The organism is Bacillus sp. SLBN-46 (assembly GCF_031453555.1).
Lineage (GTDB): Bacteria > Bacillota > Bacilli > Bacillales > Cytobacillaceae > Neobacillus.
The window spans coordinates 2,417,859-2,439,469 of record NZ_JAVIZM010000001.1; the positions used below are offsets into that span (position 1 = coordinate 2,417,859).

The following is a 21,611-nucleotide window of genomic DNA, read 5'->3' on the forward strand; positions in this document are numbered from 1 at the left end:
TCTAGCGGCTGGTTATTATACAAGTCTAGGATACATATTCAATGGTACTAACTTTTTTCTTGTTTTCTTCAAATAGTCTATATAAATCCTTCATCGGTAGTGGCACAGAGAATAAATATCCTTGAGCATAACCACAATCGAAGGACCTTAATAACTCTAATTGTTCTTCTGTCTCAACACCCTCTGCGATTACATTAAAACCGAAGCTTTTTGCAAGAGAGATAACACTTTCCACTAATGCCCTGTCTTTTTTGTTATTTAACATATTTTGAACAAAGGAACGGTCAATTTTTAATGTATTAACAGGAAGATATTTTAAATAACTGATAGAAGAATATCCCGTACCAAAATCATCAATGGAAATACTAATACCCATTTCTTTTAATGAATTAAGTTTAGCAATAACCGTGTCCATATTATCCATAGAAACACTTTCAGTTATCTCAAGTTCAAGCTGGAAAGGGGGAAGTTTTGTTTCTGATAGTACATGCTGAACAATTTCTACAAAGTTATCTTCTTGAAATTGTTTAGAAGAGATATTTACAGCGATTTGAATAGGTTCACGGCATATTTTAGAAAAGTTTTTTGCTTTAATACATGCTTCTTTTAACACCCATTCACCAAGCTGACTAATCATACCTATTTCTTCAGCGAGAGAGATGAAGTCTGAGGGTGGAATCATACCTAAATCGGCATTGTTCCATCGAATGAGTGCTTCAAATCCAAATATCCTTCCATCTTTAATATCAACCAAGGGCTGATAGTTTAAAGTGAATTCGTTTTGTTTTAATGCCTTCCTAAGTTGCGTTTCGATTTTAACCATATCATGGATTTCTTGTTGCATGTCACTGTTATACCATTGATAGCCATTACCGCCATTTTCTTTAGCTGTATACATAGCAATGTCTGCCTGTTGAATTAAATCTTCCCATACAGACCCATTAGTTGGATATATACTTATTCCAATACTTGACGAAATAAAATATTCCTGCCTACCAATTTTAAAAGGCAATTGTATGGACTGATGGATGGCGGATACAATAGATTCAATCTCTTTTTTAGTGGAGGAACCTGTTAAAAATAAAATGAATTCGTCTCCACCTTGTCGCGCAAGACAATCCTCTTCCATTATTGTGAGTTGAATCCTCTTTGAAACGTCCTTTAATAATTGATCTCCTACAGCGTGCCCTAAACTATCATTTATTAACTTAAACCTATCCAAGTCGAGGAAAAGGACAGCAACTAATGAATTTGTCCTAGATGCCTTCTCTAGGGCAGTTTTTAAATTCATCTCAAAATGCCATCGATTGGGTAATCCAGTTAAATAATCGTGATAGGCCATATACTCCATCTTAGCTATTACTTTTTGTAAGGAGTGTTGCTCGGATTTTAATTTATCAACTAACCTTCCAATGGTAATCGCTACCGTGATATTAACAAGGGTAAGTATGGTTAAACTCCAAACCTCCTTCATGGAATAAACATTATGTTTGTAAACGATTTCAATAAACTCGTTTATACCATGAATTAAGGTTCCAAAAAATGCAGCATGTAAACCGCCTTTTAAGCCGTAATAGAAGGCTAGCCATACAGAAGGGAAAATATAGATAAGCCAAATAAGTTCCTCAGATTGATTGGTTTGGTCTAAGAAAAGGGGAATTAGATAAATGAGGATAATGGTAAACCATCGCTTATTAATTGTCATATTTCGACATACACTCCCATAAACTTCCTTTTAAATTATATTTTAATAATAGAACTAGTTCATTTCATATGACAAGATGTATACGAAAAAGTTCATAAATCTTTAATAAGATTCAAATATGAAAAATACCACCCAGTTGAAACCAGGTGGCATTAGGATCTACTCTTCTATTAACTCTCCAATTTCAACAGTCGACCTTTCTTCAAGTGGTCCTCTTAAGTGGACCGAAGCCGTTCTCCCGTCTTCATTTAATTGATCAATCCAGACTGAGGCACCATTATACTTAACTTCAATATCTGCAGAGGATGATAATATTTGTTTTACGCGATTAACATTCATTGAATTCACTCCTTTATTTAGTCATTTAATGTGTTGTAGCCGCTTTCTTCTATTATATAAGGTGGACTGTATTAGACACTCCTTTAAAGGAATAATTAATGATAATAAGGATAATCAATTTGAATTCCATTTATTGTTCCAGGTTCATCCACATCCTCCAAACTGGACAAATAATTCTCTAATTCCACTTGCAGTTCCTTTGGTGCCCCCGGTTTTAAATGCCAATTTCCCGGTTCATCAACAAAATAAGGACTTCTTGTAAATTCAGGCCTAATTCTAGGCATGTTTCAATCCCCCTAAAAAGATAAGTCTAAATTCATATTGCTTACACAACCGTTTGAGGTTTATTATATGTAGAAATGATTCCTCTTAATCGTTCAAATGAAGAATCTGTTTTAAAGAAAACGAAAAAATTGTGAAACCTTTAACAGTTTCATTCGTCATATATAGATGATATATGAAAAAGAGTCATGTCCAACATGAGTCTAACATAAAGATAAAAGGGAAAATCAAATAAAGGGTATAATCCAAGGATGTAAGATTGAAAATGTCGAAATCGTAAAAATAATGGCGTAAATTATGCGTTAATAAATACATAAAATGGCATAATTTATGTTTTTATTTTTATAGAAAGTATGATATAGTAATTGAGGTTCGTTTACCGGAGCATGATTGGTAAGTGAGAGGAGAGTAGAGAAATGAATAAAATAAGACTGCCTATAAAATTAAAAAATAGCCATATTACATTTTTTGCTATTGCTGTAGTATTATTTTGGATTAAAACTTATGCAGCTTATCAAATTGAATTTAACCTAGGAATTGATAATAGCCTACAGAAATTTTTATTACTAATAAACCCACTTAGTTCGGCGCTTTTCTTTTTTGGAATTGCACTTTTATTTAAGAAAAGGACAAAGCTTGTCATGATTATCACAAACTTCCTTTTGTCCTTCTTATTATATGCAAATATTGCATACTATCGTTTTTTTAATGACTTCATTACAGTACCTGTATTAATGCAAACTAAAACAAATGCTGGACAGCTTGGTGATAGTGCACTGTCGTTAATGTCCCCATTTGATGTGTTTTATTTTACAGATATGTTTATCTTGATTGCTCTTGCATTAACAGTTTTCAAAAAAGTTACAGTTTCAAATAGAAAGTCATTTAAGATTGTTCTATTATTTTCAATCACTACATTCTTATTTAATCTTGGATTAGCTGAAAAGGATCGTCCACAGCTACTTACAAGATCTTTTGACCGCAACTATTTAGTTAAATATTTAGGTGCATATAACTTTACAATATATGACGTGATTCAAAACATTAAGTCATCATCTCAGCGTGCATTAGCAGACAGCAGTGATATTACTGAGGTGGAGAACTACCGAAAAGCAAATTATGCAGCTCCAAATCCTGCTTATTTTGGTAAGGCAAAAGGAATGAACGTTATATATATTTCAATGGAGTCATTCCAAAGCTTTATGATTGATTACAAAATGCCTGATGGTCAGGAAGTTACACCGTTCTTGAACTCGTTAGCGCATGATAACAATACTTTTTACTTTGAAAACTTCTTCCATCAAACAGGTCAGGGTAAAACATCAGATGCGGAATTCTTGATGGAAAACTCTTTATATCCAATGGCTCAAGGGGCAGTTTTTGTTAATAAAGCTCAGAATACTTTTCAGGCCGCTCCTGCTATTTTAAAAGGATATGGTTATAATTCAGCAGTATTCCACGGTAATTATAAAACATTCTGGAATCGAAATGTCATGTATAAAGCGTTAGGATATGATCAATTCTACGATGCAGAGTACTATAGCATGTCAGATGAAAATACCAAGAATTATGGGATGAAGGATAAGCCATTCTTCAAGGAATCGATGCCAATTCTTGAAAATATGAAACAGCCGTTTTACACAAAGTTTATCTCATTATCAAACCATTTCCCATTTGAAATGGATCCGGAAGATACTGACTTCCCGGCAGGAGATTACGGAGATACAGTTGTTAACCAATATTTCCAATCTGCTCATTATATGGACCAATCCTTTGAACAATTCTTTAATGATTTAAAAGCATCTGGTCTATATGATAATACCGTTATCGTTATGTATGGAGACCACTACGGTATTTCTGAAAACCACAATGATGCGATGGCAAAAGTACTTGGAGTCGACGAAATTACTCCAGCTATAAATGCGAAATTACAGCGTGTACCATTGTTTATTCATGTTCCAGGTGTAAAAGGTGGAATTCAAAAGCAAATCGGTGGTGAAGTTGACGTTCGTCCAACTCTTCTTCATTTACTAGGTATAGATACCAAGGATTACATGGAGTTTGGTTCTGATTTATTATCGAAAGAACACCGCAATTGGGCTACATTTAGAAATGGTGACTTTGTTTCATCAGATGCCATTCAAATCAATGAAAAGTGTTATTCATTTGAAACAGGTGACCTATTAGATAAAAACGATTCTTGTAAGGCCATTGGTGAAAAAGTGAATACAGAACTTCAAATGTCCGATGAAATTGTTTATAAAGACCTTTTACGCTTCTATAAGCCACAAGGCTACACACCAATCAATCCTAATGACTACGAATATTTAGGGCCAAAAGGAAGCAAAACGGTAAAAACATCTGAAAATAATTAATCTAAGAGAGAAGAAACTTTTTCTTCTCTCTTTTTTCTATATAATTAACAAGGAATTGTTGATTCTCATATACTAAATAAAATATACTATATTACAAAAGTAAGGAGGGAACGTATGAGAGACGTCACCCTGTTAAATATATTTAACCATCATATCGCCCAAAAATATTTGAATCGTTCTGGGCTTGCCCATGCAATTGCTGTTGCCTATCATGCTTTCCATTTAGCAAAGGAGCATCAACAGGATGTGGATATTGCTGTAAAAGCAGGACTACTCCATGATATGGGACATTATACTTGGTATAAAAATGGAAAATGGGATTATGATTTGTATAAACAAAATGATATTCATGCCATTAAGGGGGCAGAAAGAGCTCATAAGCTTTTGATTCGGCTTGGTGAAAACCCGATTAAAGCGAAAACCGTTGCACTGTCCATACTATTCCATACTGATTCTTTTTTGCCTTCAAACGATATTGTGCGAACCCCACTTCAGCAGATTGTAAAATGGGCAGACGAAAAGGATGAAGAAGAAGGAGGTCTCCATCATTATCGAACAATTGATTACGAACGAGCGAAACAAAGTATTCTTCGTTTAGATCAAATGATTGATAAGGAATACGAATAAAAAAGGTCTGTGCTTAAAATGTACAAGCACAGACCTTTGTTCATTGTTTTAACCTTTACGTGAAAATCCTTCTTCCTTCAAAAATTCTACCGCTTCCTCATAGGTATCAAAGCTATTATCAAGGTTCAACCCAAAGTAAATATTCCAAGCATCATTTTCATTTATCACTATTAGCTGATTGTTTTCACTATCTACCCAGCGTTCCTCGTCATTCGAATCTCCTATGATTGCTTCCTCAAATTCAATTTTTTCATTTGGTGATAACCTTTGTATAGAATCCTTTAAAATCTCGCGCAGTTGATCACTTGTAAAATCACGAATATTGACCAAACCTTTTTCATCTGTATCATATTGATCTAAATGTCCTGCATATATAAAGCCATTGCCATTTGGATGTAAATGATAAACAATATTCTTCTTATCAGAAATACTATTTGGGTACTGAAAATTAATTCTTCCTAAAGAAACATTCTTTCTTTCTAATTCAGGGAAAGATTCGATAATAGCTAATTTTTCATTAAATGTAAGCATGCATTTCCTCCATTAGTTAATTCACATATTTTTAATCATACAGATTTATTGGTTAAAGGTAAAACTTTTTTAATATTTGACGGTACATTTTATTTTTTGAGAATATATTGGAAAATATTCGATGAGTAGTGTAAAATTACACTAAAGGAAAAATTAGGGATTCCTATATACTTAAGTTGTTTATAGGGAGGTTGAAATGGGGGGAGTTAATTGGAGCCAAATACAAGAGATGAAAAAAGAAAAATATTTAGACAAGAATTATTCACTTTAAAAGATAAGGGTTATTTATCAGATGCGATTGTAGATACTGTGGCGAAAGCTCATCATCAATATCATTTGGATTTGTTAGAATCAGAGGCTAGTCAGCAAGTATCGGAAATAAGTACACCTATTCCACAAAAGGTACCAGCCAAACCACCAAAAGTGAAAAAGTCACTAACACCAGAAGAGATTCGTGAAAGGAATATTACCTGGTCATTAAATATGGGAGTAATCTTCTTGTTAATTGGAGGCTTGTTTGTCGCAACGAGTAATTGGGAGTCAATGACAAGCTTTATGAAGAGTGGGTCGATCGCTATTGTTGCGCTAGTTTTTTATGGGATTGCTTTCTTAGCGAAACGAATCTTACATATAGATAAAACGGCCTTTGCCTTTATTGTCTTAGGTAGCTTATTCTTACCAATATTTATTCTGTCTCTGGGTTGGTTCGGCCTTTTAGGGTCCTATTTATCTATTTATGGGGAAGGGCGATATCTTCTCGGAATGCTCGGAAGTTTTTTGCCTATTATTATTTACATACTTTTCGCGAGGAATCTAGGCTCAAGATTGTTTGTATGGTTCACATATGTATCATTTTCTGCTGGGGTGGCATTTTTATTAGCAGGTAGCAAGCTAGAAATTGATTTTTTCTATTTTGGTATGATGATTTTTAATGCTGTCCTTATACTTGTATACCATCGGATAAAGAAAATAGAATCCTTAAGACTATTTACAAAAGAATTTGTTCCGTATGTACAGGTTAATCTCGTTCTTTGTACACTTTTTATGCTTTTTTTCTTTAATAATGAAGTTATTTATAGCTTCAATCTATTCCTGACAGCAATCATTTATTTATCAATGATGTATGTCAGTGGAAAAAAGGAATATCATTTTATTTTCAGTGTATTAATTGTTTATGGGGCATATCAGTTAATTGAACATAGCTTCCTTGACTATTTTGGAGAGATTTTCTACGCTTTGATTGGTCTTGGTATAATGTTTGTTCCAAAGGCTCTTGATGGGAAATTTAAGTTAGAAAAAGTCTTTCATTATACAAGTGCAGTGATATCAGGGTTTGCCTTTATTTATATTAGTTTAGAAGGTATGCTACTTAGAGCTGGAGAACCTTCTATTGTACTTATGCTCGCGTATTTTATTATTGCAGTCAATTTTGCTTATCTTTCCTACAATAATCCAAGATGGCTATTTCCTTATTTAAGTTCAGTCTTTGTTGCAACGGGTATTTACGAAGCTATTTCATATTGCGCTCAATCATTGTACATGGTCAACTTTTCGTTAGGTCTTTCACTTACAGGCTTTATCTTATTGACGGTATTTGGGATTGCACCATTATCTAAGTACTTAACAATCATACAAATTGCTTCTAGAGATGTGGGGTTAGCCATTATGGGGGTGTCCATATTGGCCGCAGTCGCTTTCTTTTTCTGGTGGGAATTAGGGGTTATTCTCCTCCTGTTAGTGGTAGCTGCCTATCTCCTGTATAAAAAGGAAAAAAGAATTTTATTACAGGGACTATCTGTATGGATAGTACCATCCTCACTTGGTTTGTCAGTTGTTGCTTTTGGGGAGGAGTTATGTTCTAACTCTACTGTTTATTATGAAGAATACGGTTATGCAGTTAATTTTGCTGCAGGTGCCTTTCTTGTCTTATGGTCCAGATTTGTGTGGAATAGAATAGGTGAAATGGAAATAAACATAAAATCTCTTTACGTTGCACCAGTCCTTTATACCATCGCCATACTTCATTCATTAATGAATCCTATTAATGAATTATGGGTGCAGCCTCTAGTATTAGTAGCGGGAATTGGAATGTACGGCTATCTATATAAAAAAGTTCGAACAAACTGGATTCCATATACAATCAGTGTGACAACATTACTAGCTTATTTTTCAATTATTCAAACCATAAATGCAACTATTCCATTTGCTAGAGTGGTCGATTCTTTAATTCCGTCAATCAGTTCAGTCCTCCTGTTGTTCATTGCCTTTCTTTACAGAATAAAGGACCGGAACTTAGCAGGTGCGTTTTTATTGACTGGGCATATTTTGTATCCGTTAGCCCTTGCCTTTACTTTGGTTGTATACCAATCTGATGCCAGTATCGGTTTTATGGTGGCTACCTTGGTATACGCACTTAGTACTAGAGTTTCTTCGAAGGAATGGGTTATCAAAGGATCTCTTTATGCGTGTTTCCTATCCTTATTTGTTGTGGTATCAACAGGAATAAACACCTTTTTAAATCACAATTATGGGTTGTATGAATTCCCTATTACTAGCGGAATCATCTTCATGTTTATACTTCTTACTAATGAACTATATAAAAAGCGTACGATGTATTTTTTCGTCCCGTTCTCCATTATTGGAGTTACAGGTATGCTTTCGACCTACCCATTTGGCTTGGTTGCTTTTCTAGTAACGTGTATCTATGTAATCTTACTCGTGTTTTATTTACATAAGATTCAGTGGGATATTCTAGGCGTAATACCACTATTTTTAGCTTTTGTAGCAACAGTGGAATTTGTTTTCCTTACTGAAATGAATGAATGGTTTAAAATACTTCTAGTAGGCGTATTAGGAATAATCATGAGTTTAAGTGGTCATATGATCTATAAAAAGCTATTTGAAAATGGTAAAAAAATTCACGAAATAAAGTTAGATGGGTATACAATCGTTTCGTTTTTATATTTTGGGTGTATGTACTTTTTGGAGAAACAATATTTTTGGAGTGATGCTTTACCTGGATTTCTAATTGCGCTAACACTATGGATGCAAAGGAGAAGAGTCCCTGCAGCTGTTTCCTATGTGATGTCAATTCTTGGGGGCACATATTTACTTCAACCATATTATGCAATAATAAACGAATTAAATATTCCGCCTTTATGGGATCGAGAGGTACGTGTACTTCCTTTTATTGTTTTGATTATATTTATCCGAAAAACTTTAAAAGGACGCTATTCAGAGATGTCGAAAATATTACAATGGGCAGTATTAATTATTGTGTCAATTTTATTAATACAGGATGGATTAGCGAGCAATACAATTTATGACGCCATCATTATTGGTTCCCTTTCCTTACTATCGATGATTGCTGGGATGTTCCTACAAATAAAATCTTATTTCTTTGTTGGAGCGGGGGTCCTGCTTTTAAATGTATTTCTCCAAACAAGACCGTACTGGGGCAACATGCCATGGTGGTTCTATTTACTAATCACCGGGCTAATTTTAATAACGATAGCAAGCTTTAATGAATGGCATAAACAAAAAGTTCAAAAAGGAGAATCAACCTTTATTACCTTCTTGAAGCAAAGGGTAATTGATAAGATTAAGCAATGGGATTAAGTAAGTTGATTAATATAAAAAAGTTTGATATAATGAAATTAATTAAATAAGTGTTGTACTTGGAGGAGTCTGTCACCAAGGGATATCTATGTCCTTTGGTTTGACAGACTTTTTTTGTGTTTTAAGGAAAGAGTCTGTTTAAAAATAAACAGACTCTTTTTAATTTTCAAAAAAAGAAAGGTGATATTATGGAATTAATTTTCGAATTAGCAATTATTCTACTTGCCTCTAAATTAGCAGGTGACATTAGTGTAAAATTAGGTCAGCCATCCGTTTTAGGTAAGCTGTTGATTGGAATCGTTTTAGGTCCTGCTGTGCTGGGACTTGTCTCAGAAACAAAAACGTTAGAAGAATTAAGTCAAATAGGTGTCATTTTATTAATGTTTATAGCTGGACTGGAGACTGATGTTAATGAGTTCAAACGATCTGGGAAAGCTTCGGCATTAGTAGGTGTAAGTGGGATAGTTGTACCCTTATTTGTAGGCTATATAGCTGGAATCGTAATGAATATGACAAACATTGAGGCCATGTTTTTAGGTTTATTACTCTCAGCTACAAGTGTAAGTATATCTGTTCAAGCTCTTAAAGAGTTAAATAAGATGCAGTCGAAAGAAGGAATAACCATTTTGGGTGCAGCGGTAATCGATGATGTTCTTGTCATTATCGCTTTAGCGTTTTTAATGAGCATGGCAGGTGGAGACGTTAACTTAAGTATGGTCATTATTAAAAAGGTACTATTCTTTGGAGGAGCTATTTTAGTAGCTTGGAAGATTGTTCCGTGGGTCCTTAAGAAATTTGCTCCGTTAAAGGTAACTGAATCCCTCATTTCAGCCGCACTAATTATTTGCTTTTTGTATGCCTATGTAGCAGAATTAACAGGTGTTGCGGCAATTATAGGAGCGTATATTGCTGGAGTAGCTATAAGCGTGACCAATTACAAGCATGAAATTTTTGAAAAGGTAGAGACAATTGGCTATTCTATTTTCGTACCTGTTTTCTTTACTTCCATCGGCGTAAAGGCAAGCTTTGATGGAATCACGCAACACATAGGTCTTATTATTGCGCTTAGTGTACTAGCGATTTTAACTAAATTGGTGGGATCGGCTGTAGGAGCAAGAATGGCAAAATTCCCTTGGAGAAGCTCTCTTGGGATTGGAGCTGCAATGGTCTCACGTGGAGAAGTCGCCTTAATTATTGCGACAATCGGGCTTGAAACCAAGTTAATTAACCAAGAACTTTTTGCGATCTTAGTTATTGTCGTCCTAATAACTACTATAGTTACTCCACCAATGATGAAATACTTTTTTAATACGCGTTCTGATGTAAGAGAAATGAAGCCATCTGCTTGAGGACAATAAAAAGAGGCTGACTCAAAAGCAAAGGTGTCAGACCCCACAATTCAATATCTAGATAAAACTAAGTGAAATCTAGTCTAGATATTGTTTTTTCAGTGGTGTCAGACCCCTTATGAGTCAGCCTCTTTTTTACTACTTTTTTACGAGGCAGCTTTTGAAATTGTGATGTCTGTTTGCTTACCAACCGTTTTTAATCCATTGAAAAATCTAATGGTAAAAATAATTGAGGCTACAATGACAAAGATACCACAAAGGGCTCCCACTTGGTCTGAACCGGTCCATTCTGGTAAATGTTCAGCCCAACGTCGTGGGGCACTTATTTTTCCTGCGTAAAGAAACGAGCCAGCAATTCCGGTAAAGAATAAGAAGTAAATTGAAATCGCAAATTTATCAAGCCCAGTTTGCTTTTGTGTACCTTCTGTTTTATTAAAGTAATACATAAATCCGAAAATCATGGCAACTACACCCATGCCCATGTACGTGTGGAAATGTCCAGGAACCCATTTAGTATTATGCATAACGTGGTTTACAACAATAGTCGCGTCAATAATGGCAGGAACCGCACCAGCCACCCATCCGAACATAGCTAAAAACATCATACTTGACGCAAAATCCCATTTAACAGCAGAACGAAATATGATCATTAATGCGCCGTATGCGGTAACAACCATAACCGGTAACCCATTTGCATATGAAAAAACTTGACCGATGATTAACATCCATTTTGGTACTGCAAAGTCCATTAATAAATGATGAGTATAAATCATTAACGTGAATAACGTTGAGAAGTTCCATGCAATCAAAAAGGCTTTATTTGATTTCCACGGACGTCCTGTATACTCTGATAAGATTTCATAGACTGCAATAACCGCCATATAGATCGTGCAATTGGCAAAAATATGACCGAAAGCATAGGTTAGATGCTTTGCTAACATCGGATCGAAGGTCAAATTTGGATTTAAAATATTTAAGATTGATTCTACTAATGCAGTAGCTCCTGCAAGAATACCTGTAGAATTTGCGATAATGACCATAGTTGTCGCAACCACTGCAGCAGGTGGCCCGTATCCTTTTTTTCCTCTGAAAATATAATCCCAACCAAGTGATTTTCCTAAACCTCCAAATTCTTTTATGAGTCTAGCGGCTAAGTAAAAATACATAACCAAATATCCAACACCTAAAATGAGAAGACCAAAAAGAAATAGTAAAGCACCAGTTGTTCCATTAATTTTCGCTGAAAAGGATGGAAGTGGATAAAGAAAGGTCCAACCATCAGAAAAATTAAAAACAAAAATGGCTGTAAGAATCATTACCACACCGATTAAAGATAAGATGAGGTTTGCAAAAAATACCTTATGATTTAAATGAATATACTTTGATAAAAAATACCACATGATTGCGCTTCCACCTAAAGCTGTAATACCAACCATTCCTGTTCCGTGTACGGTCATAATTTTATAAAATAATTGTGGTGAAATTTTTAATACATTTCCTTGATTTAATAACATCATGACGCCAAAAGTCATCATAAGTACCAGTACAACAGAGGTAACAAGTAAGGATAACGACACGCCTTTTTTTATGTAATTTCTAGAGGAATTCTCCATTTTATTTACCTCCTTTCGGTTTAACAATGATATCCTTCATCATTACATGATGACCCGTACTACAATACTCTAAGCATAGAATTTTATATGTTCCTGGCTTTTCAAATGTAATTGAAACTGTATTGGTGTAATCTGGCATAGCTTGTGTTTGTGCGATTAGCTTAAGGTCTCTATCATAAAGTCCAAAACCATGTGTTACATCTTTACTAGTCACACGAAACTGTATAGGCTCTCCAACTACAAAGTCCTCATTGCTTAAAATCCAGCTAAACTGCATTCCTGTCACATCAACAACTTTACCATTTGCTTCAGCATGTGCATGTTGATCATGGTAAGGAAGTTTGCTTAGTGATATTGCTGAAGCAAAACCCATTACAGCTAGTAACCCAAGAAAATAGAACTTACGAATCTTGTAGCCTTTTTCTTGAATTGGTCCATACTCTTTAAATTTTCTCGATTCCCCGTACACAAAAGAAAAAGCAAGTGCTAAGAGGAATACGAAAAATAATGTAGCGTACCACGCAATAGACTGGTACATAAAATCCCCTCCCGTTAAATGAATATCAAACAAGAAGTCCCCCAACTACTTGTCTGATTCCAAATCCCATTGTAAACCCCTTTTTGTGAAAAAATAGTGAAATTTATCATACCTTACTAGTAATCTTTAAAAAAAGGACTTGTTCATAAATATGGAGTTTGGATTTTTTATAAAACGACCCCCATGTTTAATAGAGAATGGACGAATCGTTTGGTAAAGGAATCAACGATAGGTTCAAAACAAAAATCCATGGAGGTTAGATATGGGAATCGTTATTATTGATATCGACAAATTACTAGAAGCTACTTCGGGTCTAACATCTGAGAAAAATGGTTATAAAGTACAAACTGTTGAGATAGATCAATTACTTGAGAATACTCGCGATTGGTAAAACACATATTTTTGTTTCTCCATTCATAATCTTATATATATTTATTAATGCCTTCTATTTAGATAGAAGGCATTTTTATTTTTAAATTAAAATCTCCTACTAACTTGGTATGCCGCTTTAAAGCGAAAAAATATTTTTTGTATTTCTATTGCTTTTGTCCAAAAAAAATACTAGAATAATTTCTAATATAAAAAATTTTTAGAAAATTAATTTTAAAGACATTAAGGGGGATCTAAATGAAGAAAACAGCTCGAGCATTATCTTTTGCATTAGCAGGTATGCTGATGTTAGCAGGTTGTGGCAGTAAGGAATCTTCAGGAGAAACAGGAAAGGGTGGGGCAGAGAAAGAATTTAAAATTGGCATTACCCAATTTGCGCCTCATCCATCTTTAGATGCTGCGACAGAAGGCTTTAAAAAAGCATTAAAGGACAAGGGGATTAAAGCTACCTTCGATGAACAAAATGCACAAGCAGACATGAATAACACCCAAACCATTGCCAATAACTTTGTTGGAGACAAAGTAGATTTAATATTTGCAAATGCTACTCCAAGTGCGACAGCAGCATTGAATGCGACGAAGGAAATTCCTATCATTTTCACTTCTGTTACAGACCCTGTAGGAGCGGGATTAGTTGAAGCATTCGATAAACCAGGGAAAAATATAACCGGTACAACTGACAACCATCCTGATGCAACGAAAAAAACAATTAACTTTATTACAGAAGAAGTGAAAGCCAAAAAGGTAGGAGTCATCTACAACTCTGGAGAACAAAATTCTGTTGTTCAGATTAAAGAAGTGAAGAAGCTGGCAGAAGAGAAGGGAGCAAAACTTGTAGAAGTTTCCGTGTCTACAACTGCTGAAGTAAAACAGGCCGCTGAATCTCTTGTAGGTCGAGTGGATGCTATCTACATACCAACAGATAATACAGTTGTTACTGCCCTTGATTCTGTTATAGCGATTGCAAATAACAAAAAGATTCCATTGTTCGTAGGTGAACTGGATTCGATGAAAAAAGGAGCGGTTGCTGCAAGTGGTTTTAGTTACTTTGATCTCGGCTATCAATCTGGTTTAATGGCAGCTGAAATTTTATCTGGAAAGAAAAAGCCATCAGAAATCCCAGTTGAACTTCCAAGCAGCTTAAAACTTGTCATTAATAAGTCTGCTGCTGAAGCACAAGGATTAAAGGTTAAAGATGATTGGAAGAAGCTAGGAGAGTTTTACGACGGAAAATAAGATTGAAACTATTTCAAGGAGGAGAACATTTCGCGGTTCTCTCCTTGATTTATACATAGGATAGTAAAGTAATGGTGTTTTTTTATGTAAAAGAAATGGCCATAAAGAAGGGATGATTTCAATGTTTACAGCCATATTTGGATCTTTTGAGGCAGGTATCATCTATGCGATTATGGCGCTGGGCGTCTATCTTTCCTTTCGCATTTTAGATTTTCCTGATTTAACAGTGGATGGGAGTTTTGTAACGGGAGCAGCGATTTCGGCTGTCATGATCGCAAATGGAGCAAATCCATTTTTAGCGACAATCATGGCTTTGTTTGCCGGATTTGCAGCAGGCTGTATGACAGGGCTTCTACACACATTTGGAAGAATTAATAACCTGCTTTCAGGTATCCTTATGATGATCGCGCTTTACTCTATTAACCTTAGAATCATGGGTCGTTCAAATATACCTTTATTAAATACAGATACGGCTTTTACAAAAATAAGTAGTTTATTTGAAAAGACAGGGATTGATTCATTTTTTAATAGTATTCTTTCACTGATAGGTCTAGGTGACAGTCTTCCAGAAACATGGGGGATATTGATTTTTATGATTATTGTTACCTTGCTGATTAAGTTCTTAACCGATGTTTTCTTACAAACAGAAATTGGGCTTGCTGTAAGGGCAACAGGTGATAATAAACGAATGATTCGCAGCCTTTCAGCCAATACCAACCTTCTTGTTGTTCTTGGATTAGGCTTATCCAATGCTTTAGTTGCGTTCTCGGGTGCACTCATCGCACAACAAGGTGGATTTGCGGATGTTGGTATGGGAATAGGAATGATAGTCATTGGATTGGCATCAGTAATAATAGGTGAAGCTTTATTTGGTACAAAGACGATTGCGAGAACTACACTCGCCGTTATTGGGGGATCCATTATATATCGAATAGTCATTACATTAGCTTTACGAGTTGAATTCTTAGATCCGGGAGATATGAAACTAATTACTGCACTCATTGTTATTATTTCCTTAACTACACCGAAAATCATAGAAGGTTCTAGAGAGAGAAAGCGGAAAGCAAAAAGACGAAACGAAAGAATAAACATGGTACAGGCTTCCGCAGTGGCAAAGGGGGAAAATCATGCTGCACTTAAGTCAGATTCATAAAATCTTTAATGAAGGAACACCAGATGAGAAAATTGCCATTGATCATATTAACCTTACTCTTGAACCAGGAGATTTCGTCACAGTAATTGGCAGTAATGGGGCAGGTAAGTCAACACTAATGAATATTATCTCGGGTGTACTATTTCCGGATATCGGGGAAGTTCATATTGGTGGTAAAAATGTGACACATATGTCTGAATTCAATCGTTCAAAAATGATTGGCCGTGTCTTTCAGGACCCTATGGCTGGAACAGCTCCTAGTATGACCATTGAAGAAAACTTGGCAATGGCTTATTCAAGAAATAAAACGAGAACACTCAGGTGGGGCGTAACCAAAAAAAGACGTGAATATTTTCGTGACGTTCTGGAATCTTTGCACCTAGGGTTAGAAAATCGTCTCAATGCAAAGGTTGGTTTATTGTCGGGTGGGGAACGGCAGGCTCTATCCTTATTGATGGCTACATTTACAGAGCCTTCAATCCTGTTATTAGATGAACATACTGCAGCTCTTGACCCATCGAGGGCAGAGCTTATAACCGCACTGACAAAGGAAATTGTTGATAAATACAAATTGACCACACTTATGGTCACACATAATATGCAACAAGCTATTGACCTGGGGAATCGTTTAATCATGATGGATAAAGGTCAAGTGATCCTTGAGGTCAACGAAGAAAATAAGAAGCATCTTACAATCGAGAGTTTATTAAGTGAGTTTAAGAGAATTCGTGGGTCACAAATGGCAAGCGATCGGGCCATTCTGTCATAGAAAAATTTTTTTCAAATTGAATTTTTGGATAGACCCCCTCTTAGAGGAATATTTCCAATGTGTATATGTTGCAAACTACCTGTATATTCAGGTAGTTTGTTTTGTTTTTACTTAGGGAAATAACTGAATCAAATGATATTTCTTTAATGCCCAAAAGCGGTATTGCTTTACTTTCTACTCTTGAGAGGACAAGACAACTTCAATTAAAATTAATTCTGAATATTATTACTTTATTTAATGGGGGTTTCTCGATGAAAGAAAATAGATTAACAGCTGAACAACTTGTAGATGATTTTTTTCCTGTAAGAGATGTGGATTATATTGAAATCTACACTGGAAATGCAAAGCAGGCTTGTCACTTTTTTTGCACGGCTTTTGGTTTTCAACCGGTTGCTTATTCTGGTCTTGAAACGGGAAATCGTGAAAACGTTTCCTATTGTTTAAAACAACGAAATATCCGTTTAGTTATTACTGGCACCTATAAAGAGGACAATAGGGTTGCACAGTTTGTAAAGAAACACGGTGATGGTGTGAAAGACATAGCGTTATTGGTTGATAATGTGGAAAAAGCATTCGAGGAAGCTGTAAATAGAGGGGCAATTGCTATAGCTCCCCCATTTGAAATGAAAGACAGTCAAGGGACTATTAAGAAAGCCGTTCTAGGTACATATGGTGACACCATCCATACGTTAATTGAACGGAAAAACTACCAAGGTGCTTTTTTACCAGGATTTGAACCTTATTCAGTTGCATTGCCAATTGAGGATGCAGGATTAATCGGTATTGATCACGTGGTTGGCAACGTTGAAAGCATGGAGGAGTGGGTTGAGTACTACTCAAAAGTAATGGGCTTCAAAGAAATGAAGCATTTCTCTGACAAGGATATTACCACGGAATATTCTGCTCTAATGTCAAAGGTTATGCACAATGGTGGTCGGATTAAGTTTCCTATCAATGAACCTGCAGAGGGGAAGCGAAAATCACAAATTCAAGAGTATCTAGAATTCTATAATGGACCAGGAGTGCAGCACTTAGCGATATTAACTGAAGATATCGTTTCAACAGTAACCACTTTAAAGAAGAATGGTGTGGAGTTCCTCAAGACACCTGCTACTTATTATGAATCCTTAGGTGAGCGGATTGGAAAAATTGATGAGGAGATAGAAAAGCTTAGGGAGTTAAATATCTTAGTAGACCGTGATGATGAGGGATATTTACTGCAGATTTTTACGAAGCCAATCGTCGATCGCCCTACATTATTTATTGAAATCATTCAACGTAAAGGAGCCAGAGGCTTTGGGGAAGGAAACTTCAAGGCACTATTTGAGTCGATAGAGCGTGAACAAGAACGACGCGGCAATCTATAACACTAGAAAATAATTTAATGTATTTTTAGGAGAAATATGATCAGAGCAAGGGAGAGGTGTTCTCCCTTGTGAAACATATGGTTATTTGAAAGAGTGGTGGACGGAAATGGAAATTTCACCAGAAACACTTGAATGGAAAGAAGCCTATAAACTTTTAGTCGGATCAATTTTGCCACGTCCTATTGCTTTTGTATCAACAATAGATGCAAATGGCATCGCAAATGCAGCACCCTTCAGTTTTTTTACCGCTATTTGCGCGGACCCCATGCTCATTTGTTTTTCGCCAATGAGGAAGGGTACGGATGGAGCGAAGAAAGATACGTTAGTCAATATTGAAAGTACAGGTCAATTTGTGATTAATATTGTCAGTGAAAGTATGGCTGCACAAATGAACGATTGTGCCATTGAGTTTGCTTCCTCTGTGGATGAAATAGAGGAAGTGGATCTAACAAAGGAACAAAGTATTAAAGTGAAAGTACCGCGAATCAATGAATCACTCGTTCACTTAGAATGTGAACTCTATCAAGTACTGCATTTTGGTGACAAGCCCGGTGCAGGCAGTCTTGTGATTGGAAAAGTAATTCACGTCCATGTTAACGATGAGCTTTATGATAAAGGGAGAATTGATACATCAAAATTACAGCCGATAGGTCGAATGGCTGGTAACACCTTTACTAACCCATTGGCAAATACGTTTGATATGATTCGAAAATAGATAATAGGTGAGTGCCATGAAATTTGTAACCTTTGAAAAAGCAGACAAAACAATCAGATCTGGGTGGCTAGATGGTGACTTTGTGGTGGATATGTACGAGGTATCTGATGGCAAACTGCCTGAAAGCCTGCTGGAGTTTTTAGATAATAGCGAAGAAAATATGAAAATGGTGATGAATCTCGCTCCAGTAACTAGTGAACAAAAAGGAAGGTATCCAATAAGTGAAATTCGGTTAAAAGCACCTCTTCCTTTGCCTAGGAGCTTTCGTGATTTTTATGCGTTTGAACAACATGTTAAAACAGCAAGGGAAAACCGGGGGCTTGAAATGATTCCGGAATGGTACGAAATCCCTGTTTTTTATTTTTCTAATCATCTAGCAATAAAGGGTCCAGATGATGCTATCATGATGCCAAATGATTGTGATTGGCTAGATTACGAGTTGGAAATTGGCTGTATCATTGGGAAAAAAGGTAAAAACATTCGAGCTGAAGACACCGATAACTATATTTTTGGTTATTGCATATTAAATGATTGGAGTGCAAGGGACCTACAAAGGAAAGAAATGAAGGTAGGGCTTGGTCCGGCAAAGGGGAAGGATTTTTCAACTTCTATTGGTCCATGGATTGTTTCGAAAGAAGAATTGGAGTCGCTTAGGGCCGGCAAGGGTTATGATCTACCAATGAGGGCGCGTGTGAATGGTACCTTGCTTTCGAATGGAAATATGAAGGAACTTCATTATTCTTTTGGAGAGATGATAGAGAGAGCCTCAGCGGGCGTTACACTTTACCCTGGAGAATTGATTGGTTCAGGAACAGTTGGTACGGGATGTATTCTCGAACTTGGTCAAAAGGTACACAGATGGCTTTTACCAGGTGACCTAGTAGAATTAGAAGTTGACCATCTTGGTATCCTTTGTAATAAAATTACGGATGGAAATGAGGTGAAATAATGTATTATCGGCAAATGGGGAAAATTCCGCATAAACGGCATACGATGTTTAAAAAAGAAGATGGTAGCCTGTATCGTGAACAGGTAATGGGGACGAGAGGGTTTTCAGGAACCCAATCTATCCTTTACCATCAGTACATGCCAACGGAAATAGTAAAGTCAGAACTAATCGGTACGTATTTGCCAGAATATGAAGAGCAGCAGTCTTTGAAGCATCGGCACTTTTTTACTAGTAAGGCGGATAAGCAAGGAGATGGTCTAACTGCTCGAAATTATCTTTTAGGAAATCAGGACTTACTAATTGGAACGGCACAAGTGACTAAACCAATGGAAAGCTTCTATCGGAATGGTGATGGTGATGAAATGCTGTTTATTCATCATGGTACCGGGAAGTTGGAGACAATGTTTGGTACCATTTCTTATCGACCAGGGGATTATATAATTGTACCCATTGGAACTATCTACCGTGTGGTGCCAAATGAAAATGAAAAAACACAAATGTTATTCGTGGAGTCCTTTAGTCAGATTACTACCCCTAGACGTTACCGGAATGAATATGGTCAGCTCCTCGAACATAGCCCGTTCTGTGAACGTGACATCCGCGGACCTGAAACACTTGTTTCTTATGATAAAAAGGGAGAATTTGAGGTATTAACGAAATCAAGAGGGGTCATTTCTTCTCATATTCGTGGTCATCATCCACTTGATGTAATTGGCTGGGATGGGTATTTATATCCTTGGGCGTTTAATATAGAAGATTTTGAGCCTATTACCGGGAGGGTTCATCAGCCACCTCCCGTACATCAGACATTTGAAGGAAATAATTTTGTTGTTTGTTCTTTCGTACCACGCCTGTATGACTATCATCCTGAAGCCATTCCAGCACCGTATTATCACAGTAATGTGAATAGTGATGAGCTACTTTATTATGTGGAAGGAAATTTCATGAGTCGTAAGGGAGTCCAGGAGGGTTCAATCACACTCCATCCAGGTGGTATACCTCATGGTCCACACCCTGGTAAAACAGAGGCAAGTATTGGAAAAAAAGAAACGCTTGAACTAGCTGTTATGATCGATACCTTCCATCCTCTTAAGATTGTAAAAACTGCACAAGAGATAGAAGATCCCGGCTACATGTTTACTTGGAATGAAAATTAATGATGAGGCTGACTCAGGGTCCTTTGAGTCGGCCTTATTTTTTTCCTGTATACGTAAATAAAAAGCGCTTATACTTATAAAAATGGTATGGTAGAAATATCTAAATAGTACAAAACGAATAGAGGTGAACTCATGAAGCTTGAAAGAATTATAAAGAAACTAACGAGTCATAATCCAACTATTTTAGGCAGTGAGAAGTTTTCGAAATATGCAGTTATGCTGCCGCTGGTACAAAAAGAAGATGAAATTCATGTATTATTTGAAGTGAGGTCCCTTGAATTAAGAAGGCAGCCAGGAGAAATATGTTTTCCAGGGGGAAGGATTGATTTACAGGATATTGATGAAAAGGGGGCGGCCCTTCGAGAGACGGTTGAAGAATTAGGAATTAGTCGTTCAGAAATCACAAACATTTCTCCGCTAGATTATATGATTTCCCCTTTTGGAATGATTGTTTATCCGTTTGTCGGATTGATTACAAATCCTGATAACATTCACCCAAATCCGTCAGAAGTAGGGGAGGTCTTTACAGTCCCGATTTCTTTTTTTATTCATCATTCGCCATCTATTTACCACATTAACTTTAAAGCAGAGCCTGAAGAGAATTTTCCTTATGAGCTAATAGCTGGTGGAGAGAACTATAATTGGCGGACAAGAGACCTGGAAGAATATTTTTATCTTTATCATGATAAAGTGATTTGGGGGCTAACTGCCAGAATCCTCTCCCATTTTATTGAAATGGTTCGCTAGACAATTAATAAAATAAAAAACAGTGAGACTAGGTTAGTTTGCTATTCTCACTGTTTTTTTTGGTTTGTTTGTCCAGAGTGGACAAATGTACGTATAGAAAGGAAAAAAACACTTGATTATTTTCAGAATTGGAATAAAATTAAGATTATAT

At 36.1% G+C, this 21,611-nt stretch carries 19 protein-coding genes; 13 read left to right on the forward strand and 6 right to left on the reverse strand.

What is annotated here, in order from left to right; genetic code table 11:
* Positions 1 to 25: 25 nt before the first annotated feature.
* From QFZ87_RS12465 to QFZ87_RS12475, 3 genes are all read right to left on the reverse strand, one after another.
* On the reverse strand, positions 26 to 1,705 hold the full coding sequence (locus QFZ87_RS12465) for a putative bifunctional diguanylate cyclase/phosphodiesterase (protein ID WP_309861722.1): 1,680 nt from the start codon (positions 1,703 to 1,705) through the stop codon (positions 26 to 28).
* Positions 1,706 to 1,864: 159 nt separating this feature from the next.
* Complete coding sequence (locus tag QFZ87_RS12470) at positions 1,865 to 2,044, reverse strand: H-type small acid-soluble spore protein (RefSeq protein ID WP_309861727.1); 180 nt, start codon at positions 2,042 to 2,044, stop codon at positions 1,865 to 1,867.
* 95 nt (positions 2,045 to 2,139) lie between these two features.
* A complete protein-coding gene (locus QFZ87_RS12475) occupies positions 2,140 to 2,328 on the reverse strand; it encodes a hypothetical protein (RefSeq protein WP_309861730.1) in 189 nt (62 codons plus the stop codon).
* Positions 2,329 to 2,742: 414 nt separating this feature from the next.
* Here QFZ87_RS12475 and ltaS point away from each other — a divergent pair, with 414 nt between their 5' ends.
* Positions 2,743 to 4,701, forward strand: coding sequence for a lipoteichoic acid synthase (gene ltaS, locus QFZ87_RS12480; RefSeq protein ID WP_309861732.1), 1,959 nt, complete (start codon positions 2,743 to 2,745; stop codon positions 4,699 to 4,701).
* Between the two features lie 114 nt (positions 4,702 to 4,815).
* The gene (locus tag QFZ87_RS12485; RefSeq protein WP_309861734.1) at positions 4,816 to 5,328 is read left to right on the forward strand and encodes an HD domain-containing protein; all 513 of its coding nucleotides are present in this window, start codon (positions 4,816 to 4,818) and stop codon (positions 5,326 to 5,328) included.
* Positions 5,329 to 5,376: 48 nt separating this feature from the next.
* Here QFZ87_RS12485 and QFZ87_RS12490 read toward each other — a convergent pair whose 3' ends face one another.
* Entirely contained in the window at positions 5,377 to 5,859 is a 483-nt protein-coding gene (locus QFZ87_RS12490; protein ID WP_309861737.1) for a hypothetical protein, read from the reverse strand.
* Positions 5,860 to 6,069: 210 nt separating this feature from the next.
* On the opposite strand from QFZ87_RS12490, the gene QFZ87_RS12495 reads away from it, so the two are divergent.
* Together QFZ87_RS12495 and QFZ87_RS12500 are read left to right on the forward strand one after the other, a co-directional pair.
* Complete coding sequence (locus QFZ87_RS12495) at positions 6,070 to 9,477, forward strand: hypothetical protein (RefSeq protein ID WP_309861739.1); 3,408 nt, start codon at positions 6,070 to 6,072, stop codon at positions 9,475 to 9,477.
* A 188-nt stretch (positions 9,478 to 9,665) separates the two neighbouring features.
* The gene (locus QFZ87_RS12500; protein WP_309861740.1) at positions 9,666 to 10,826 is read left to right on the forward strand and encodes a cation:proton antiporter; all 1,161 of its coding nucleotides are present in this window, start codon (positions 9,666 to 9,668) and stop codon (positions 10,824 to 10,826) included.
* Between the two features lie 146 nt (positions 10,827 to 10,972).
* Here QFZ87_RS12500 and QFZ87_RS12505 read toward each other — a convergent pair whose 3' ends face one another.
* Positions 10,973 to 12,439, reverse strand: a complete 1,467-nt coding sequence (locus QFZ87_RS12505) for a cbb3-type cytochrome c oxidase subunit I (protein ID WP_309861743.1) — start codon at positions 12,437 to 12,439, stop codon at positions 10,973 to 10,975.
* Between the two features lies 1 nt (position 12,440).
* Positions 12,441 to 12,977 (reverse strand): cupredoxin domain-containing protein, encoded by a 537-nt coding sequence (locus QFZ87_RS12510; protein ID WP_308083616.1) that lies wholly within the window; start codon positions 12,975 to 12,977, stop codon positions 12,441 to 12,443.
* Between the two features lie 262 nt (positions 12,978 to 13,239).
* Here QFZ87_RS12510 and QFZ87_RS12515 point away from each other — a divergent pair, with 262 nt between their 5' ends.
* The 9 genes from QFZ87_RS12515 (at position 13,240) to QFZ87_RS12555 (ending at position 21,460) form a co-directional block, all read left to right on the forward strand.
* On the forward strand, positions 13,240 to 13,368 hold the full coding sequence (locus tag QFZ87_RS12515) for a hypothetical protein (protein WP_309861749.1): 129 nt from the start codon (positions 13,240 to 13,242) through the stop codon (positions 13,366 to 13,368).
* A gap of 236 nt (positions 13,369 to 13,604) precedes the next feature.
* Positions 13,605 to 14,603 (forward strand): ABC transporter substrate-binding protein, encoded by a 999-nt coding sequence (locus QFZ87_RS12520; protein ID WP_309861752.1) that lies wholly within the window; start codon positions 13,605 to 13,607, stop codon positions 14,601 to 14,603.
* 121 nt (positions 14,604 to 14,724) lie between these two features.
* A complete protein-coding gene (locus tag QFZ87_RS12525; RefSeq protein ID WP_309861755.1) occupies positions 14,725 to 15,756 on the forward strand; it encodes an ABC transporter permease in 1,032 nt (343 codons plus the stop codon).
* On the forward strand, positions 15,731 to 16,525 hold the full coding sequence (locus QFZ87_RS12530; RefSeq protein WP_309861758.1) for an ABC transporter ATP-binding protein: 795 nt from the start codon (positions 15,731 to 15,733) through the stop codon (positions 16,523 to 16,525). The genes QFZ87_RS12525 and QFZ87_RS12530 overlap by 26 nt, the downstream gene beginning before the upstream one ends.
* A 251-nt stretch (positions 16,526 to 16,776) precedes the next feature.
* Positions 16,777 to 17,892, forward strand: coding sequence for a 4-hydroxyphenylpyruvate dioxygenase (gene hppD / locus QFZ87_RS12535; protein ID WP_309861761.1), 1,116 nt, complete (start codon positions 16,777 to 16,779; stop codon positions 17,890 to 17,892).
* Between the two features lie 106 nt (positions 17,893 to 17,998).
* Positions 17,999 to 18,607 carry a flavin reductase family protein gene (locus QFZ87_RS12540; RefSeq protein ID WP_309867844.1) on the forward strand — a complete coding sequence of 203 codons (609 nt, stop codon included), beginning with the start codon at positions 17,999 to 18,001 and terminating at the stop codon, positions 18,605 to 18,607.
* 16 nt (positions 18,608 to 18,623) lie between these two features.
* Entirely contained in the window at positions 18,624 to 19,556 is a 933-nt protein-coding gene (locus QFZ87_RS12545; protein ID WP_396133914.1) for a fumarylacetoacetate hydrolase family protein, read from the forward strand.
* Positions 19,556 to 20,713: a homogentisate 1,2-dioxygenase gene (locus QFZ87_RS12550; RefSeq protein WP_309861764.1), complete on the forward strand. Its 1,158-nt coding sequence runs from the start codon at positions 19,556 to 19,558 to the stop codon at positions 20,711 to 20,713. Before QFZ87_RS12545 ends, QFZ87_RS12550 begins: the two co-directional genes overlap by 1 nt.
* Positions 20,714 to 20,845: 132 nt before the next feature.
* Entirely contained in the window at positions 20,846 to 21,460 is a 615-nt protein-coding gene (locus QFZ87_RS12555; RefSeq protein ID WP_309861766.1) for an NUDIX hydrolase, read from the forward strand.
* Positions 21,461 to 21,611: the final 151 nt, after the last annotated feature.

Coding starts and splice junctions, on each gene's coding strand:
- QFZ87_RS12465 (WP_309861722.1), bottom strand. CDS start 1,705: ATGACAATTAATAAGCGATGGTTTACCATTATCCTCATTTATCTAATT.
- QFZ87_RS12470 (WP_309861727.1), bottom strand. CDS start 2,044: ATGAATGTTAATCGCGTAAAACAAATATTATCATCCTCTGCAGATATT.
- QFZ87_RS12475 (WP_309861730.1), bottom strand. CDS start 2,328: ATGCCTAGAATTAGGCCTGAATTTACAAGAAGTCCTTATTTTGTTGAT.
- ltaS (WP_309861732.1), top strand. CDS start 2,743: ATGAATAAAATAAGACTGCCTATAAAATTAAAAAATAGCCATATTACA.
- QFZ87_RS12485 (WP_309861734.1), top strand. CDS start 4,816: ATGAGAGACGTCACCCTGTTAAATATATTTAACCATCATATCGCCCAA.
- QFZ87_RS12490 (WP_309861737.1), bottom strand. CDS start 5,859: ATGCTTACATTTAATGAAAAATTAGCTATTATCGAATCTTTCCCTGAA.
- QFZ87_RS12500 (WP_309861740.1), top strand. CDS start 9,666: ATGGAATTAATTTTCGAATTAGCAATTATTCTACTTGCCTCTAAATTA.
- QFZ87_RS12505 (WP_309861743.1), bottom strand. CDS start 12,439: ATGGAGAATTCCTCTAGAAATTACATAAAAAAAGGCGTGTCGTTATCC.
- QFZ87_RS12510 (WP_308083616.1), bottom strand. CDS start 12,977: ATGTACCAGTCTATTGCGTGGTACGCTACATTATTTTTCGTATTCCTC.
- QFZ87_RS12515 (WP_309861749.1), top strand. CDS start 13,240: ATGGGAATCGTTATTATTGATATCGACAAATTACTAGAAGCTACTTCG.
- QFZ87_RS12520 (WP_309861752.1), top strand. CDS start 13,605: ATGAAGAAAACAGCTCGAGCATTATCTTTTGCATTAGCAGGTATGCTG.
- QFZ87_RS12525 (WP_309861755.1), top strand. CDS start 14,725: ATGTTTACAGCCATATTTGGATCTTTTGAGGCAGGTATCATCTATGCG.
- QFZ87_RS12530 (WP_309861758.1), top strand. CDS start 15,731: ATGCTGCACTTAAGTCAGATTCATAAAATCTTTAATGAAGGAACACCA.
- hppD (WP_309861761.1), top strand. CDS start 16,777: ATGAAAGAAAATAGATTAACAGCTGAACAACTTGTAGATGATTTTTTT.
- QFZ87_RS12540 (WP_309867844.1), top strand. CDS start 17,999: ATGGAAATTTCACCAGAAACACTTGAATGGAAAGAAGCCTATAAACTT.
- QFZ87_RS12545 (WP_396133914.1), top strand. CDS start 18,624: ATGAAATTTGTAACCTTTGAAAAAGCAGACAAAACAATCAGATCTGGG.
- QFZ87_RS12550 (WP_309861764.1), top strand. CDS start 19,556: ATGTATTATCGGCAAATGGGGAAAATTCCGCATAAACGGCATACGATG.
- QFZ87_RS12555 (WP_309861766.1), top strand. CDS start 20,846: ATGAAGCTTGAAAGAATTATAAAGAAACTAACGAGTCATAATCCAACT.